At 36.5% G+C, this 17,343-nt stretch carries 18 protein-coding genes; 6 read left to right on the forward strand and 12 right to left on the reverse strand.

The features are described 5' to 3' along the window. Window positions 1-8: 8 nt before the first annotated feature. Both ACPDG9_RS11955 and ACPDG9_RS11960 read right to left on the reverse strand, forming a co-directional pair. The gene (locus tag ACPDG9_RS11955; RefSeq protein WP_430527977.1) at window positions 9-1,346 is read right to left on the reverse strand and encodes a dihydroorotase; all 1,338 of its coding nucleotides are present in this window, start codon (window positions 1,344-1,346) and stop codon (window positions 9-11) included. Further along, window positions 1,346-2,065: a polyprenol monophosphomannose synthase gene (locus ACPDG9_RS11960; protein ID WP_430527978.1), complete on the reverse strand. Its 720-nt coding sequence runs from the start codon at window positions 2,063-2,065 to the stop codon at window positions 1,346-1,348. Before ACPDG9_RS11960 ends, ACPDG9_RS11955 begins: the two co-directional genes overlap by 1 nt. Before the next feature lie 103 nt (window positions 2,066-2,168). Between ACPDG9_RS11960 and ACPDG9_RS11965 the strand changes: the two genes are divergently transcribed. Both ACPDG9_RS11965 and ACPDG9_RS11970 read left to right on the forward strand, forming a co-directional pair. Beyond that, on the forward strand, window positions 2,169-2,840 hold the full coding sequence (locus tag ACPDG9_RS11965; protein ID WP_430527979.1) for a DUF4271 domain-containing protein: 672 nt from the start codon (window positions 2,169-2,171) through the stop codon (window positions 2,838-2,840). 14 nt (window positions 2,841-2,854) lie between these two features. Continuing rightward, on the forward strand, window positions 2,855-3,598 hold the full coding sequence (locus tag ACPDG9_RS11970) for a uroporphyrinogen-III synthase (RefSeq protein WP_006264750.1): 744 nt from the start codon (window positions 2,855-2,857) through the stop codon (window positions 3,596-3,598). Between the two features lie 164 nt (window positions 3,599-3,762). Here the strand turns inward: ACPDG9_RS11970 and pckA are convergent, their stop codons facing one another. Next, window positions 3,763-5,382, reverse strand: a complete 1,620-nt coding sequence (gene pckA / locus ACPDG9_RS11975) for a phosphoenolpyruvate carboxykinase (ATP) (RefSeq protein ID WP_430527980.1) — start codon at window positions 5,380-5,382, stop codon at window positions 3,763-3,765. A 67-nt stretch (window positions 5,383-5,449) separates the two neighbouring features. Next, on the reverse strand, window positions 5,450-5,848 hold the full coding sequence (locus tag ACPDG9_RS11980) for a DUF423 domain-containing protein (RefSeq protein WP_430527981.1): 399 nt from the start codon (window positions 5,846-5,848) through the stop codon (window positions 5,450-5,452). Between the two features lie 396 nt (window positions 5,849-6,244). Between ACPDG9_RS11980 and ACPDG9_RS11985 the strand changes: the two genes are divergently transcribed. After that, a complete protein-coding gene (locus tag ACPDG9_RS11985; protein WP_430527982.1) occupies window positions 6,245-7,594 on the forward strand; it encodes a saccharopine dehydrogenase family protein in 1,350 nt (449 codons plus the stop codon). A 52-nt stretch (window positions 7,595-7,646) separates the two neighbouring features. Here ACPDG9_RS11985 and ACPDG9_RS11990 read toward each other — a convergent pair whose 3' ends face one another. After that, window positions 7,647-7,874 (reverse strand): hypothetical protein, encoded by a 228-nt coding sequence (locus ACPDG9_RS11990; RefSeq protein WP_430527983.1) that lies wholly within the window; start codon window positions 7,872-7,874, stop codon window positions 7,647-7,649. 241 nt (window positions 7,875-8,115) lie between these two features. Between ACPDG9_RS11990 and ACPDG9_RS11995 the strand changes: the two genes are divergently transcribed. Continuing rightward, complete coding sequence (locus ACPDG9_RS11995; protein WP_430527984.1) at window positions 8,116-9,240, forward strand: hypothetical protein; 1,125 nt, start codon at window positions 8,116-8,118, stop codon at window positions 9,238-9,240. On the opposite strand, the gene ACPDG9_RS12000 is transcribed toward ACPDG9_RS11995, so the two are convergent. From ACPDG9_RS12000 to ACPDG9_RS12015, 4 genes are all read right to left on the reverse strand, one after another. After that, window positions 9,227-10,909 (reverse strand): ABC transporter ATP-binding protein, encoded by a 1,683-nt coding sequence (locus ACPDG9_RS12000; protein WP_430527985.1) that lies wholly within the window; start codon window positions 10,907-10,909, stop codon window positions 9,227-9,229. The two genes, ACPDG9_RS11995 and ACPDG9_RS12000, sit on opposite strands and share 14 nt — an antisense overlap. A 122-nt stretch (window positions 10,910-11,031) precedes the next feature. After that, window positions 11,032-11,484: an OsmC family protein gene (locus ACPDG9_RS12005; RefSeq protein WP_430527986.1), complete on the reverse strand. Its 453-nt coding sequence runs from the start codon at window positions 11,482-11,484 to the stop codon at window positions 11,032-11,034. A gap of 468 nt (window positions 11,485-11,952) precedes the next feature. Further along, window positions 11,953-12,666, reverse strand: a complete 714-nt coding sequence (locus ACPDG9_RS12010; protein WP_430527987.1) for a 3'-5' exonuclease — start codon at window positions 12,664-12,666, stop codon at window positions 11,953-11,955. Between the two features lie 2 nt (window positions 12,667-12,668). Then, on the reverse strand, window positions 12,669-13,829 hold the full coding sequence (locus tag ACPDG9_RS12015; RefSeq protein ID WP_430527988.1) for a serine hydrolase domain-containing protein: 1,161 nt from the start codon (window positions 13,827-13,829) through the stop codon (window positions 12,669-12,671). Between the two features lie 154 nt (window positions 13,830-13,983). Here ACPDG9_RS12015 and ACPDG9_RS12020 point away from each other — a divergent pair, with 154 nt between their 5' ends. After that, the gene (locus tag ACPDG9_RS12020; protein WP_430527989.1) at window positions 13,984-14,625 is read left to right on the forward strand and encodes an O-methyltransferase; all 642 of its coding nucleotides are present in this window, start codon (window positions 13,984-13,986) and stop codon (window positions 14,623-14,625) included. A 34-nt stretch (window positions 14,626-14,659) separates the two neighbouring features. Here the strand turns inward: ACPDG9_RS12020 and ACPDG9_RS12025 are convergent, their stop codons facing one another. From ACPDG9_RS12025 to ACPDG9_RS12035, 3 genes are all read right to left on the reverse strand, one after another. Beyond that, window positions 14,660-15,229 carry a phosphatase PAP2 family protein gene (locus ACPDG9_RS12025; protein ID WP_430527990.1) on the reverse strand — a complete coding sequence of 190 codons (570 nt, stop codon included), beginning with the start codon at window positions 15,227-15,229 and terminating at the stop codon, window positions 14,660-14,662. After that, window positions 15,229-15,534 carry a Sec-independent protein translocase subunit TatA/TatB gene (locus ACPDG9_RS12030; RefSeq protein ID WP_430527991.1) on the reverse strand — a complete coding sequence of 102 codons (306 nt, stop codon included), beginning with the start codon at window positions 15,532-15,534 and terminating at the stop codon, window positions 15,229-15,231. The genes ACPDG9_RS12025 and ACPDG9_RS12030 overlap by 1 nt, the downstream gene beginning before the upstream one ends. A gap of 75 nt (window positions 15,535-15,609) precedes the next feature. Further along, window positions 15,610-16,374 (reverse strand): hypothetical protein, encoded by a 765-nt coding sequence (locus tag ACPDG9_RS12035; protein WP_430527992.1) that lies wholly within the window; start codon window positions 16,372-16,374, stop codon window positions 15,610-15,612. Window positions 16,375-16,533: 159 nt separating this feature from the next. Between ACPDG9_RS12035 and pepE the strand changes: the two genes are divergently transcribed. After that, window positions 16,534-17,241 carry a dipeptidase PepE gene (gene pepE, locus ACPDG9_RS12040; RefSeq protein ID WP_430527993.1) on the forward strand — a complete coding sequence of 236 codons (708 nt, stop codon included), beginning with the start codon at window positions 16,534-16,536 and terminating at the stop codon, window positions 17,239-17,241. Window positions 17,242-17,343: the final 102 nt, after the last annotated feature.

The raw sequence follows: 17,343 nt of genomic DNA on the forward strand, positions 1-17,343 counted from the left end.
ATGTAATACTAACGTTCAAAAAGCAATCGTTGTCCGCAACGCATATCTTTCACCTCGTCCTTTTCGTACACCAAACAACCGTTAACAAAAGTATGAGTTACTTTAGCTGAGAAAGTTTCTCCCTCAAATGGAGACCATTGACATTTATACAGGATGTTAGACTGATTCACTTCCCATGGTTGATTCGGATCTATTAAAACGATGTCGGCATGATAGCCTTCTCTAAGAAAACCTCTTTTCTCAACTTGAAAGAGAATAGCCGGATTATGTGCGGTTTTCTCAACAATCATCTCCACCGTAATACGTCCTTGCTTGCTTGCTTCAAACAAAGAAACTAATGCATGTTGTACCAAAGGCCCTCCAGAAGGAGCTTGGCTATATGGTTTAGCTTTTTCTTCTTTTGTGTGAGGAGCGTGATCCGTTGCAATAACATCAATACGCCCATCTAACAACGCTTCCCAAAGCATTGCTTTGTCTTTTGCTGTCTTTACTGCGGGATTCCACTTGATCAAATTGCCTTTTGTCATGTAATCTTCGTCTGTAAACCACAAATGGTGTACACAAACCTCTGCGGTAATTTTTTTATCTTTCAAGGGAATATCATTGCGGAACAATTCTGTTTCCTTCCCAGTAGATACGTGAAAAACATGAAGTCTTGCTCCTGTTTTCTTTGCCAACTCTATCGCTTTAGAGGAAGATAAATAACACGCTTCTTCACTGCGGATAATTGGGTGACAACTTACGGGAATATCCTCTCCATATTGTTCTTTATGCTGTTGTAAATTCGCTTGGATCGTTCCCTCATCTTCCGCGTGAACCGCAATCAACATAGACGTACTTGAAAAAATCTTCTCTAAAACATCCTGACGATCCACTAACATATTTCCTGTAGATGAGCCTAAAAACAATTTAATTCCCGCTACATTTCTCGGGTTGGTTTTCAACAATTCCTCCAAGTTATCGTTTGTCCCCCCCATCATAAACGAATAATTCGCATAAGATTTCGAGGCGGCAATTTCATATTTTTGTTCTAACAATTCTTGAGTTACTGCATTGGGAACGGTATTGGGCTGTTCAATAAAAGAAGTAATCCCTCCTGCTACTGCTGCTCTTGATTCCGATTCAATATCGCCTTTATGCGTCAATCCTGGTTCGCGAAAATGCACTTGGTCATCAATCATCCCAGGAATAACGTATTTTCCCGTTGCATCAATACACAACAGACCTTCAGCTTCTTCGATAGCATCAGCAATGCGAACAATTTTCCCTCCTTGTACAAGGATATCCCCTTTCTTTACGACCCCTTCATTGACTAGGTTTCCGTTTTTAATTAAGTAGTTGCTCATTATAGTTTGTTTAGTAGTTTTCTAATTTTCAAGTTGATCACTCCAAAGATAGCTTCTTTAATAATCCCTTTAGACATTTTAGATTCTCCTCTGGTACGATCTGTAAAAATGATGGGAACCTCTGTTATGGGAAATTGTTTGACATAAACCCTATACTTCATTTCAATCTGGAAGGCATACCCCACGAAACGTATTCTATCTAAGTCAATACGTTGTAGCACTTCTTTTGTATAACACACAAATCCAGCGGTAGTATCTTGAATTGGCATACGCGTAATCCAGCGCACATAAATAGATGCTCCATAGGAAAGTAAAACGCGGTTTAAAGGCCAGTTAACAACATTTACCCCAGTCACATAGCGGGAACCTATAACCATTCCTCCATGTTCTTTACAGCTAGCCAACAATCGACTAAGATCTGTTGGATTGTGGGAAAAATCAGCGTCCATCTCAAAAATATAGGAGTAATCACGAGCCAATGCCCACTTAAAACCAGCGACGTAAGCTGTTCCTAATCCACTTTTTTCTTCCCGTTTCAACAAGTGCACTCCAGCCTGTTGCTTTTGTAGTTCTTCAACAACAGCCGCCGTACCATCAGGTGAGTTATCATCTACAACAAGCACGTGGAAACAATCGGGCAATTGGAGTACAGCCTCAATTATTTGCGCGATATTTTCAATCTCATTATAGGTAGGAATAATAACTAGCCCTGCATTCATTGTCTTTACTTTGGCTACAAAAATAACCTTTTTATAGAAAGTTAACCCTTAAATAATTAACAAAGTCTGACAAATACATTTTTTTACTAATTTTGCAAATGACATGGACAATCTACTATTAACTGAAAGAATCGTAACCAACAAAGATTGGGCTACCCTGCTTTTTTTTGTGGGCTTCTCTATCATTGCTATCAATCGCACCATTTTTAGCGTTCGATTTGCTGAGTTTACGCGATTGGCAATATCAGATAAGTACCTAAAAATATACAAGGACAACACCAATCTACGCAATAGCTTTACACTTTCATTTTTAACGATACAGTTGTTGTCTATTACCTTCTTTTTACAAATCATGGCCAAGTCTTTCGGTCTTATCGATCATTTTAGCTTGTTGTCATTTATTCAGATTCTAAATTTCTCGAGCTTTTTTGTCATAAGCAAATACCTCATTGATAAAATAATTGGCATTACATTTGGTATTGAAGACTTTGTTGATCATTTCAATTTACAAAAAGCAACCTATCGGAATTACATCGGTATGTACCTTTTAGGGATTGATTTAATCTTGTTTTATAACGATATAATCAACCAATTAGTTGTTAGTCTTATCGCTATTACGTTAATCTTAACAAATCTTAGTTTATACGTTATTTTTATAAAAAACAATCGAAAAACGATATTAAATAAGTTGTTCTATTTTATTTTGTATCTTTGCACCCTTGAAATAGCTCCTTATTTTATAATATACTTTGCATTTAAAAACTTTAGAGCCTAAATAAGAATTAAACTATGAAAGTGAAAACAATTTTGGTTTCTCAACCAGAACCTAAAGTAGAAAACTCTCCATACTTTGAGATCGAACAAAAATATAAAGTAAAAATTGACTTTAGGCCGTTTATACACGTTGAAGGTGTACCTGCTAAGGACGTGAGACAACAGAAAATCGATTTAAACAACTTTACAGCTGTAATTTTGACTAGTAGAAACTCCGTTGACCACTTCTTTCGCGTTGCAGAAGAAATGCGCTATAAAGTGCCTGAAACATTAAAATATTTTTGTCAATCAGAAGCTATCGCCTTTTATCTTCAAAAATATGTGGTTTACCGCAAAAGAAAAATTTATGTAGGTCAGAAAGATTTTGCTGATTTGGCTCCGTTGATTAAAAAATACAAAGATGAAAAATTCTTACTATCAGCTTCAGATCAATTAAACGCAGAAGTACCCACTATTCTAGGCGAATTAAAAGTAGACTGGACTCCGGGAACATTTTACAGAACGGTAATGAGTGATTTATCCGATTTGGCCGATGTAAAATACGACGTTCTAGCGTTCTTTAGCCCAACGGGAATCAAATCTTTATTCATGAATTTCCCTGATTTCTCACAAGACAATACGCGAATTGCAGTATTTGGTACAACAACACAAAAAGAAGCCTTAGACCACGATTTACGCGTGGATATCATGGCACCTTCACCTGAAGCTCCGTCGATGACGATGGCACTTGAAAAGTACATTCAGAAAGTAAATAAATAGTGATAAAAAAAGTCTTCCGTACGGAAGACTTTTTTGGTTATGCGTGATCAGTTATGAGTGATCAGAGATAAACAGATAACTCATAACTGATAACTCATAACAGATAACAGATAACTGATAACCCATAACTAAAAAAGAGAGCTAAACGCTCTCTTTTTTTGATATTACAACTGCGGTCCTGCTTCAACTAAAGCTTTTCCAGCATCATTATTCGTGTATAAATTGAAGTTTTTGATGAATAAAGCAGCTAAATCTTTTGCTTTATCTTCCCATTCTTTTGCATCACCGTAAGTATTACGAGGATCTAAGATATTTGTATCAACTCCCTCTAAAGCTGTTGGTACAGAAAGGTTATAGATTGGTACAATAGCCGTTTCTGCATTTTCGATAGATCCATCTAGGATTCGATCGATGATAGCGCGTGTATCTTTAATAGAGATACGCTTTCCTGTTCCATTCCATCCTGTATTAACCATATAAGCAGTAGCGTTGTGCTCTTCCATTTTCTTCACTAACTCTTCACCGTATTTTGTAGGATGTAAAGACAAGAATGCTTTACCAAAACAAGCGGAAAATGTAGGTTCTGGTTGTGTTACTCCTCTTTCAGTACCTGCTAATTTAGCTGTAAATCCTGATAAAAAGTAATATTTTGTTTGCTCTGGTGTCAATTTTGAAACGGGTGGCATAACTCCAAAAGCATCTGCTGTTAAGAAGATTACTTTCGTTGCATGTCCAGCTTTAGATACCGGCTTAACAATGTTTTCGATGTGATCAATTGGGTAAGAAACACGTGTGTTTTGCGTTACTGAACCATCATTAAAATCGATAACTCCATTAGCATCAACTGTTACGTTTTCCAATAAAGCATCGCGGCGAATCGCACCAAAGATATCTGGTTCATTTTCTTTGCTCAAGCTAATTGTTTTAGCATAACAACCTCCTTCGAAGTTAAATACACCTTCATCATCCCATCCGTGCTCATCATCTCCAATCAACTCGCGTTTCGGATCTGTTGACAATGTTGTTTTACCTGTTCCTGATAAACCAAAGAACACTGCAACATCACCATCTTTTCCTTTATTTGCTGAACAGTGCATAGAAGCCATTCCTTTCAATGGTAAGTAATAGTTCATCATAGAGAACAATCCTTTTTTCATCTCTCCACCGTACCAAGTACCACCAATAATCTGTACTTTTTCAGTTAAGTTGAAAGCAATGTATACTTCTGAATTTAATCCGTATGCTTTATAATCTTTAAAGGTTGCTTTAGAACCATTCATCACTACGAAATCAGGCTCACCAAAGTTTGCTAATTCCTCTTCAGTAGGGCGGATGAACATATTTTTCACAAAATGTGCTTGCCATGCCACCTCCATAATGAATCTTACTTTCAAACGCGTATTTTCATTCGCACCACAGAAAGCGTCAACAACATAAAGTTTTTTTCCTGACAACTCATTTACTGTAGTTGCTTTTAAAGCTTCCCACGTTTTTTGGTCAATCGGCTTATTGTCATTTGGCGATTCTGGAGAGTTCCACCATACCGTATGCTCAGTAACAGCATCTTTTACGATATACTTATCTTTTGGAGAACGACCAGTGAACTCACCTGTCATAACATTTACAGCTCCTAATTCAGTTACTTGTCCTTTTTCAAACCCCTGTAGGTCAGACTTAATTTCTTCATTATATAAAAGATCGTAGGAAGGATTATATACAATCTCTACAACATCTTTAATACCATATTTTTCAAGTGAAATTGATTGCGTATTAGCCATTTTCATTATGTTATGTTGTCTTTTTAATTAATATGCAAACTTAGAAATAAATTTAATATAACGATACACAAAACTAGTTTTTCGTGTTTTTTCCTGTTTTAAGGGTCTGAATTGCAGCATAAACCCAAGCCACTATCATAAAAACGCCCCCTATTGGTGTTATTGGTCCTAAGAACTTTACGTCAAATCCAGGCAACCCATTGAAAGTCAACAAATAGATAGACCCCGAAAAGAGCAACACCCCCACTAGTGTAAGGATAAAAATTCGCTTTTTTACTGCGTCAGAGAAAAAAGTGGAAAGACCAACAAACAAAAGAAAAAACACGTGATACATTTGGTAACGCACACCTACCTCATACGAAGCAACCGCAGATTCACTGACAATTTTCTTTAATCCGTGTGCGCCAAAAGCACCTAAAACAATACCTAATGCTCCTAGTAATGTTGCCGTTATAATAATTTTTCGTCCCATCTATTTTTACTTCGAAGATACAAATTATCCCGCAAACACACGAAATGAATGAACGAAAATAAATCTACACATTTTATCCCTACACAGAAATAAAACATTCGCATTAAAAGAATTATCGAAACATTTTTCTTTTTCCTTCGCCACATTCAATTTTAGTCTAGAGCTTCTTATCCTGAACGTCGGAGTTTCCTTTCTACAAAAGAGCCTTTTATTTCACTTTTACTCGTAACGTTACCTATTTTATTGTCGTTCGCCACGCAGAGTTCGCATTGCTTATATCCAACATCCTCTTTCTCCCTTCCTCCTATTTAACCAAAATTTTTTTAGCGAAATTTATCCCCTCTCATTATATATTTCATTACTTTCGTAACTCGTAAAACAACCAAAAACAGAATAATGAAAGAAATATTAATCGTAGGCGCTGGCCGTTCTGCCTCTTCAATGATCAAGTATTTACTTGAAAAATCTACGACAGAAAACCTTCATTTAACCATCTGCGATTTATCTTTAGCACTTGCAGAGAAAAAAGCAATGGGACATCCGAATGCTACGGCAAAGGAATTTGATTTATTTAATACAGAACAAAGACAAGAATTGGTTCAACAATCTGATATTGTCATTTCAATGCTTCCCGCAGCATTACATATTGAATTGGCCAAAGATTGCGTTCGCTTTAAAAAACACTTGGCTACCGCCTCTTATATTAGTCCGGCTATGGCTGCGCTAGATGAAGAAGTGAAAGCAAATAATCTAGTGTTCATGAACGAAATAGGGCTAGATCCGGGAATTGACCACATGAGTGCGATGAAAATCATACACGAAGTGAAAGATAAAGGAGGAAAAGTTATCTCTTTTGAATCTTTTTGTGGAGGATTAATGGCGCCTGAATCAGATAATAACTTATGGAACTACAAATTCACTTGGAATCCGCGTAACGTAGTGTTAGCAGGGCAAGGTGGTGCAGCTAAGTTCATTCAAGAAGGACAATACAAATACATTCCGTACAACAAAGTATTCAGACGCACTGAGTTCTTAAATGTAGAAGGTTATGGCAAATTTGAAGCTTATGCAAACCGCGATTCTTTAAAATACCAAAGCGTTTATGGCTTAGATGATGCTAAAACAATCTTTAGAGGTACGATTCGCCGTGTTGGGTATTCTAGAGCATGGAACTTATTTGTTGAATTGGGAATCACAGACGATACGTATGTAATTGACCATTCAGAAACCATGTCCTACCGCGAGTTTATCAACTTGTATTTACCGTATCATCCAACAGATACAGTGGAGACGAAATTGAGATTGGCGTTAAACATTGATCAAGATGATATTGCATGGGAAAAGCTATTGGAATTAGATCTTTTCAATCCAAACAAAATTATTGGTTTGAAAAACGCAACTCCCGCACAAATTCTAGAAAAGATATTAGCTGACAGTTGGACATTGGATCCTGAAGACAAAGACATGATTGTGATGTATCACAAGATTGGCTATGAATTAAACGGAGAGAAAAAACAAATTGACTCAACGATGATTTGTATTGGAGATGACCAAACGTATACAGCCATGGCAAAAACAGTTGGTCTACCGCTAGCTATTGCCGCTTTAAAAATTCTAAAAGGAATCATCAGCACACCAGGGGTACAAATGCCTATTGAAGAAGAAGTTTACGCTCCAATTCTAAAAGAACTAGAAGAAAACGGCATCGTTTTCAATGAAAAAGAAGTTGAATATCAAGGATTTTAATACACAAAAGGTCTAAAGCAATGCTTTAGACCTTTTTAATTTTATCGATTTTTTATTCCGTTTCTTTCTTATGAAAAGTAAGAATATATCCATCCTTTTGCGTAAGCATTAATTTATCTTCTTCGATTCGCATCCTATACCTCCCTAATTCATTGATTTGAAGCACCTCACTTTTTTCCCACTCAAAATCATAGCGAAAATAGTACATTAATGAGCTGGATTTGATCAGCTGATCAAACTTTTCATCCCTTAAATCCACTTCATTAATTACTGTAACCACATCCCCCTAAGCGCCCTTTTATCTAGATCTGAAATTTTAAGATACTCAGAAGGTATAATTTTCTTCATAGTGTAAGTTAGTTGTTCTTCATTCGTTTACGGAGTCAGCACGTTCTCTTTAGATTCAATAAACTAAAAATCATCTACATTTATTACAAATTTAACAAAACAAACAATTTATACCTCATTTCTTTTACTTTTGTATGAGCTATAAAATACTCACACCTTGTATATTGTAAAAGATGAAATGTTATAATTTAAAACACACCGTATTTTCTATATTATTTATCCTAATTAATTTCCTCTACTTACTTAAATATGGAACGAAATACAACATACCTCTTCTGCCTATAACCATTGGTTTTACAATCCTTCAACTGTTTTTTTTAGGAGGGAAGGCGATTATATATAAACTACTGTCAAAATTAAATAGCATAATTTACATCGTCTTCGTTTGCATTATACTTGGTGGGATTCTGTTTCTTACCAAGTCTGTAGATCGATACGCCTTAAATGTAGATCGATGGTCCGCTATGGAAGTAGCCATTCGCGCGATATTTTCAGGTGAGTATCCCTATACTGCTATTGATCACTTAGGTGGAAGAACCTCTAATTTCCCAGGCTTGCTATTAATTGGTATTCCCTTCTATCTGTTAGGAGATGTGGGATATTTTCAGGCTTTCTCTTTTCTAGTACTCGCTTTTACCCTTCATAAAGTTTTTAAGCGTCAACAAGCGTTTTACATCCTCTTACTTGTAGGTCTATCTATTCCTTTTTGGTACGAGGTTGTCGTTATTAGTGACTTTATGTCAAACATGATTCTTGTTCTCTGCTTTATTATGTTATGGAACCATTATTTTAAACAAGAAATCTATAAGAAAGAAATTGGTTTAGCTATTGGGATTAGTATTTTAGTACTAACAAGAGGTTTTGCTTATATCCCCCTTGTCTTATATTTCTTTGCTCCATTCTGTCAGTTGAACATTAAAACACAGCTAAGATTCTCCGTTAGTTTTCTTATCTCATCCATTCTACTCCTCCTAGTTGTATTTTATACAGTTCCCGATTTAGAAACTTTTAAAGCATACAATCCTCTTGTATTACAAACGTCGTATACGTCAATTTACCATATACTGTTTGTCTTTTTAGCTCCCTTAATTTTGAGCTTTTATATCAAAAAATTTACTGATGATTTTTTCTTTTACACATTACTTATTGCAGGAACTTTGAGTATAACCTTGTTTATTCAATTTTGGAATCGCGTCGGTTTTACTGAACTTCTGCACAATAGTGTATTTGATCTCGCCTATCTCGCTTATATCTTTCCTCTATTGTGGATTTTATTAACTAACCCTACTCCAAAATAGAGGCAATCAATTTCTTGGTATAAGGTGTTTGAGGATTAGCATACAAGACATCAGCTTCCCCCATTTCTTCCACTTGTCCTTTATTCATAACAAGGACTTGATCTGACATATACTTCACTACAGCCAAATCATGAGAAATAAAGATATAGGTAAACTGATACTTTTCTTTTAGCTCATTGAGTAAGTTCAACACTTGCGCTTGAACAGAAATATCCAAAGCAGAAACAGATTCGTCGCAAATGATCAATTTAGGATTTACGGCAATAGTACGCGCAATTCCAATGCGTTGCCGTTGACCTCCCGAAAACTCATGCGGATAGCGATCAAAAGCTTCTGCTGTTAATCCCACTTGCGTTAAAAGGTCGAGTACTTTTTGTTTTTTCTCCTTTTTATTTCCGAATAAACCGTGTACGATCATGGGTTCCATGATTGCTTGTCCAACTGTTAACTTGGGGTTTAAGGAAGAAAAAGGGTCTTGAAAAATAATTTGGATATCTTTTCGCAAGGCTCGAAGGGCTTTACCGCGTAAGTTAGTGATATCCACTCCTTGATAAAAAATAGCCCCTGATGAAGCGGGATCTAGTTGTAGGATAGCATTTCCCAAGGTCGATTTTCCACAACCACTTTCGCCCACCAAACCTAGTGTTTCTCCCTCGTACACTTCAAAGTTAATCTGATTCAAAGCGCGGAAGGATTTCTTACCCCATAATCCGACGCTAGAAATATAATCTTTATTCACGTCTTTCACCACTAAAAGCGGAGGATTAGCATAAAGCTTTTGGTGTATTTGCTGGCGTTCTTCTGTTGAGATCACCTCTTTTGAAACGCTATTCTCAACGAAATCGCGAATCGTAGGTAAGCGTTTTAATCGTCTTTGGCTAGATGGACGAGCGGCTATCAAAGCCTGTGTATAACGTTCTTTCGGTTGACTAAAAACCTGAGAAGTTGGTCCTTTTTCCACTGCGTTTCCTTGGTACATCACCATAACCTCATCGGCAATACTAGACACTAAACCGAGGTCATGCGAGATAAAAATCATAGCCATTTGCGTTTCCACTTGCAAGGATTGTAGCAATTGAATAATATCTTTTTGAACTGTTACATCCAGTGCCGTTGTAGGTTCATCGGCAATGAGGATAGTAGGCTTACAAGCAATCGCCATGGCAATGACGATGCGTTGTTTCTGCCCACCCGACATTTGGTGGGGATACTTGACATACGCTTCTTCTGGTGCCGGTAATTTCACTTGCTCAAAAAGTTCAAGTACTTTTTTCTTGAGCGCGCTCCCCTTTAGATCGCTATGTAAACGCAACATTTCTTCTACCTGATCACCACAACGCATCGAAGGGTTTAGCGCACTCATGGGTTCTTGAAAAATCATAGCGATTTTATTTCCACGGAGGTGACGGTACTCTTTCGCTGTATAAGAGGTTAAATCCTCCCCTTCAAAACAAATTTTTCCTTCAATTTTACTTTGATTTTCAGGAAGCAAGCGCATAATTGCCAAAGAGCTAACCGATTTGCCCGAACCAGATTCTCCGACAATGCCCAAAATCTGATTAGGGTAGAGTGCAAAAGAAACCCCGTGAACAATGGTTTTCCAATCCTTGTTCTGTTTAAAACTAACGCGGAGATTTTCAACGCTAAGCAGTGGGTGCTGGTCTGACATAAGTAAACATATAAAGTGTCCTCAAACAAAAATAAGATAATTAATTGTGATTTCACGTGCGATTATAGGCTCTACCAACAATCGCACATGAAATCACAATTAAAAGACAAATCACCACCATACTAAGCCACATTTACATGATCATATTCCTTTACCAAGGTAACAATAGTTGGCGTTTGCTGTTTGAAATTGGCAAATACAGGACAGGTTGATTTTACCGCATCCATCCATTCTTTCAACACTACAATGGACGCCGTTGATGTTGGCTTGACAATCACGTCAATTTGTCTAAACGCACCCGCATTTAATCCTCCTTGTTGCTGACTATCGCGCAACTCCCCACTTACTTCAATTTGAATAGATTTTAAATCTACATTCAGTCTAGAACCCAACAGATTCCCTACTGCATGGATACTTCCCGCTAATTTAGCTAAGAGCAATTCTTCTGAATCTACTTGCGTTTCTTTGACTAATTCTTTTCCATCTCGAACGGTGAATGAAAAGTTCGCTGTTTTGATGGCTAATTGACTTTCTCGAACTGAGAACCCCAAGACTTTTACTACTTTTTTACTCATTTTACTTTTTACTTTTTGTTTTCATCACGACACTTTACCTCAAAAAAAAAGTCCTTTTGGTCGTCGTACGTTACCAAAAGGACTTGAAATATTACATTGAATCTATATTTTAATTTAAAAACACAAGGATTCTTGCTTCAGTTCTGGTAACGAGCGATTAGGCGAATGTTTAATAAACATCCACATATAGCATAATGGGTTCGATAAATACTGAATTTGTGTTTTCATTGGATTAAAAAAAAAGCCCCTGTCAATCAAACAGAGGCTTTCGTATATAGTTACTATTACTTTTCACATTTAAAATAACAATACCAACTCATTCACCTCTTGTGCTGAACACCACATTGATTTATGAAAATAAAGTTGAATTGTTAACATTGTATATTTTTCTCTGATTTTTACTACATACAAAGCTAGAAATTATTTTTTTATTAAAAGCAAGTTTTTCAATATTTTTAACGCCTTTTTTTAAACAGAAATTAATTCATCTTCTGTTAAACGCTGTTCTCCTTTTAAACGCAGCACAATTTGAGCAACCGTAATGACATCTTTTTCACAATAACGTGCAATGCGATCAACATCTTGCTCTTGGTAGTAAACTTTGGCAACATCGGCTCCGTTAATATCATCTTTTGGAGAGGGTATCTGTAGTATATGAGCTAACAGTTTAAGAGAAGTATAGTGTTTATAATCTCCGAATTTCCACATTTCCATAGTATCTAAGTGCGGTACCTCCCAGGGTTTCTTCCCCATTAAATTTAATTTAGCAGGAATTTTCAACCCGTGAACAATCATTCGACGTGCGATATAAGGAAAATCAAACTCCTTGGCATTGTGTCCACACAGCAAATGTTCACTTCGATTAAAGTGCGTATTTAAAAGATTGGAAAAATCGTGTAGTAGTTGTTTTTCCTCTCCGATAAAAGACGTCGTTCTAAACTGACGTTCTCCCCTTTTGTACGTAAAATAGCCCACAGAAATACAAACTATCTTACCAAATTCAGCCCATATACCCGCATGGGAATAGAACTCTTCTACTGGAATTTCCCCTTTGCGCTGATAACGCGTTTTTTCTTCATACAATTGTTGTACTTCTCCGTCTAATTTATTGAATTCGCTTTCCTGGGGAACGGTTTCAATATCAAGGAATAAAATATGAGATACGTTTATTTGCTCTATCATCTTTATTTATTTCGTTGGGCTAACATTTCATAAGCTTCGTCAATATAGGTATACAAATCGTTGCTATGCGGATCTTCTTCCGTTTGTAAGCCTTTGATATGCCCCAAGCGAACGATAATCACATTGTCTTTAGGCGAGACAATCGTAAACTGTCCTAAATGTCCGCGCATATAAAAGAAATCTTGTCCGTGGTAGTTTTTCAACCACCATCCATACCCATACTCTGGGCTAGATTCAAATCGAGGCTTGATCGATTTCGCCACGAAGGCACTATCGAGAAGTTGTTCACCTTTCCATTTGCCCAAATCTTTATACAGTTTTCCAAAACGCGCAAAGTCTCTTGCTCCACTGGTAAAACAACAGTAAGATTTTTCGATCCCATCACCTTGGTGATCAATTTGCCATAGCGCATCATGTTCTGCCCCCATGGGCTTCCAAAAATAATCCGAGACATATTCCGCTACTGTTTTACCTGTCGCCTTTTCTAAAACCATCGCCAACAGCTGTGTGTCTCCACTTTTATAAATAAAGTTTTGTCCTGGTTTCTCCTTTATTTCTAGTCCGAGCATCACCTTTCTCAAATCTTTGTCGAAATACGCTTGAGTGACCACAGAAAACGGGCTATAATAGCCTTCATCCCAATCCAAACCAGAAGCCATCGAAGACAGATCGCCAACGGTTACTTCGTCTTTGTATTGGCCTTTTAATTCGGGAAGATACGCAATTACTTTATCGTCTAAACTTTTAATTTCCCCTCGTTGTAACGCTTTTCCTAAAGCTGCGGATACCACACTTTTCGCCATAGAAAAGGAATTAGTTTTACTATTTGCCGTATAACCATCATAATAACTTTCATGCCAAATGCTATCATTTTTAATGATTAAAAAAGCGATCGTCTGCAATTCTTTATGAGTATCTGCTAATACTTGAGTAGGCGCTACGGCATTGTAATCCTTTGCCATCGGCCAAGGCTGAGCTTCACCTGCTAGAATATCTCGCGTTGGAAAATAGTGGTAATCATCTAAGAAAGCCGTCTTATATCCATTAAAGTAAATCGTACGCACGGCTGTAAACAAATAATCCACTTTAAATACGTAGGCCAAAACAACAACTGCTACACAAGCAATGAGCAACCCTTTTAAAAATTTCCAAAATATTTTCATAACTATTCGTTCTTGTTTGTAGTTAAATTTACCATTTTTTTCGCTTCGTTTACAGATTCCTTCTTCAATAGGATAAAATCGCTAAAAAGACCTTGAATTAGTAAAAGCCTTTTATCTTTGCAGAATAAATTCCCCAATTAAATTTGTTATACCTATGCACTTTATATCTAAAGAATTAGAAGATTACGCGGCGAATCACAGCGAAAACGAACCGGCATTACTCGCTCAACTTGACAAAGAGACCCATCAAAAAGTCCTCCAACCCAGAATGTTAAGCGGGCATTTTCAAGGGCGTTTTTTGAGTATGATTTCCAAGTTAGTCAACCCAACCCACATTTTAGAAATAGGCACTTTTACAGGGTATGCAACCTTGAGTTTAGCAGAAGGTCTACGCTCAAACGGAACTTTAGACACGATTGACGTCAATGAAGAGCTATACGATTTTCAACGCAAGTATTTTGATCTGTCTCCCTATGGAGAACAAATAGTACAACACGTTGGAAGTGCATTAGACATTATCCCTCAACTAGACAAAAAATACGACTTGGTTTTCATCGATGCAGATAAGAAAAACTACAGCAATTATTTCGAATTGGTGATTGGCAAAATGAACCCTGGAGGAATTATTCTTTCGGATAACGTATTATGGTCCGGAAAAGTAATTGAAGAAATAAAAGCCAACGACAAAAGTACGATTGCCTTGGATCAGTATAACAAGCTACTAAAAGAGGATCCTCGAGTAGAAACCATTTTGCTACCTATACGAGATGGATTAACGGTATCGAGAGTACGATAAAAAAAGGGATTTGGTTTGACCAAATCCCTTTTTACTATATTAATTTATCGTTGTATTTTCTTTCAATCCACAAGAAAATTTGATAGAACATCGTTCCTGACAACAAGCCAAAGCAATAGCCAGCAAGAATATCAAATGGAAAATGCATGGTCAAGTAGATTCTACTATAAGCAAATAGTAGCGGGAATATAAATACCAAATAGGCATGTTTATAATACCTTCTCAAGACCATAAACATAAACAACATATTAGCCATGGAATTTGAAGCATGTCCTGAGAAAAAACTCAAAGTTGAACTACATTTCACAACGCGAATCAAGGCTTGAATATCTTCTGTATTACACGGTCTTGGTCGAGCTACAGTATATTTTACTAAGTTAGTCATTTGATCCGTAAACGCAACTAAACCAGCTAACAACAAAATAATTAGCCCTAGTTTTTTAATAGACACTTTTTTATAGGTTAAATAAACCAACAGCAGAAAGAAAGGAATCCAATTGAATTGTTTCGTAATAAACAACCAAAAAGGATCATAAGTCTCGCTTCCTAATCCATTAAAAAATATCAGTAGTTCCTTATCTAGCTGTATGAGTTGATCTAACATTAATTCCTTCTTTTAATTGGCCCTGTAATATTCTCGATATCCTCTTTTTGTTTTTCAATTTCCTGTTGAATATCTTTAATCGGGTTAATATCTGCATTTAAATCTAACGCGTCTTCAATATCTTTTTTAATACCTGATTCTTCTGCACTTTTATTGATCTCGCTTTTAATATCGTTGGTTGCATTTTTTATCTGTGTCATAAACTTACCAAAAGCTCTTGCCATTTCTGGAACTTTATCAGAACCGAAAAGCATTAAAATGACTAATATGATAAAAAAAAATTCTCCTCCTCCTATTCCAAACATAACGCTGTTTTTAATTAAGATACAAATCTACAAAGTTTATTATTTTTTAGTTGCTTTCTGCTGGTTTAAATTTACTTACTCTATTGTTAAATTCATCTGCTGAGATTCTTCCTTTACTTTATCGCCTAATAAATCCAAAAATTCTAAAGCCAAAACTCCCGTTCTAGAAGAGATCTTATCTTTTTCAACAATACTTGCATTCAAATAACCAGACATAATATCATCATCCGAAACATAATAAGCAAAACCAACTACATAATCTTTAGGAATACTGTAATCTTTAATTAATACATATTCATCCATTATATCCAAAAACTTCTCTTTTCTCATTTCTTGCTTTTCGTACTTCAATGCTTTTTTCAACATAGCAGTACGTCCACTAATCCAATTGACAATTGCACTGACAGGAATAATTCCCGATCCTGAAGTAGCTGTATATAATCGACGTTCTGCAGGTGTATAACGTCTAGCACCTTCAGGAACTAACCCTAAAGAAGAAGAGGAAATACGAGTAATAACAATTTCATTTAACTGTCGATTGAGATCATTCGGTTCAAGCGGAATTAAAACAATATCGCGTTTAAAGTCGATATCATCTAAAACATAGCGATAACCAATAAAAAGAGGACCTGAAAACATCAAGGTATCCATTTCTTGTGCTTGAATAGAAAAATACCCTCCTGGCTCAGTAAGCAGCGCATCTCCTGTATTGATATTTGAGACGTAAATGCCTTCTAGATCTTTGTTGCGCGACACAATTTTACCGTGTAAAGCAACCCTATCTTGGGCAAATACTACAATACCTATTATAAACAACAAAAAAGTTAAAACTAATTTCATCTACTAATATATTAATAAGGTCTGTAAAAATATCTTATAATCATAGAAAGCAAAATTTTAATCGTGTAAAGTTATGTTAAATATAAAATACCCAAAATACAAAGCCCTTTTTTCATTTGACGAATAAAGCCTACTTTTGTTACATCTAACAAAGTAAGCATGAGAAACATAATCATAGCGAGTACTTCAACGATTTACGATCAAAGTTATTTGGAGTACTTACTACCAACCCTACAAACCCATTTTACACCTGGGTCGACGATTGTATTTATACCGTACGCACGTCCTAGTGGAATCAGCCATGATGAATATACAAAAAAAGTACGAGAAGCCTTTGAACCCATCCAAGTTCAAGTAAAAGGGGTGCATGAATTTGACAACCCTAAAGAAGCTATCCAACAAGCAGCGGGAATTTTTACTGGTGGAGGGAACACCTTTTTGTTGGTCAAACAACTCTATGCGCATGATCTACTTTCTACCATAACTGAAGTCGTCAATCAAGGAACACCTTATTTAGGTTGTAGTGCAGGAAGTAATATCTGTGGCTTGACAATGGAGACCACCAACGACATGCCAATTACTTATCCTCCTTCCTTTAAGACTTTTGGATTTGTACCATTCAACATCAACCCACATTATTTAGATCCAATAGCAGGTTCTACCCATATGGGAGAAACGAGAGAAACGAGAATCAACGAATTTCACACGATTAACTCACAACCTGTTGTGGGATTAAGAGAGGGAAGTTGGCTAAGAGTTTCTGGTGATACAATTGTTTTAGAAGGAAGCTTAACGGCGCGTATTTTCGAACAAAACAAAGCTGCTTATGAAGTTGAGCCAAACACCGACTTAAGTACATTAAAATAAAAAAGCCTGCATTAGCAGGCTTTTCTTTTGGAGCGGAAGACGAGGCTCGAACTCGCGACAACCAGCTTGGAAGGCTGGAGCTCTACCAACTGAGCTACTTCC

The sequence above is a fragment of the Myroides sp. C6-3 genome, assembly GCF_050522425.1.
Classification (GTDB): Bacteria; Bacteroidota; Bacteroidia; order Flavobacteriales; family Flavobacteriaceae; genus Flavobacterium.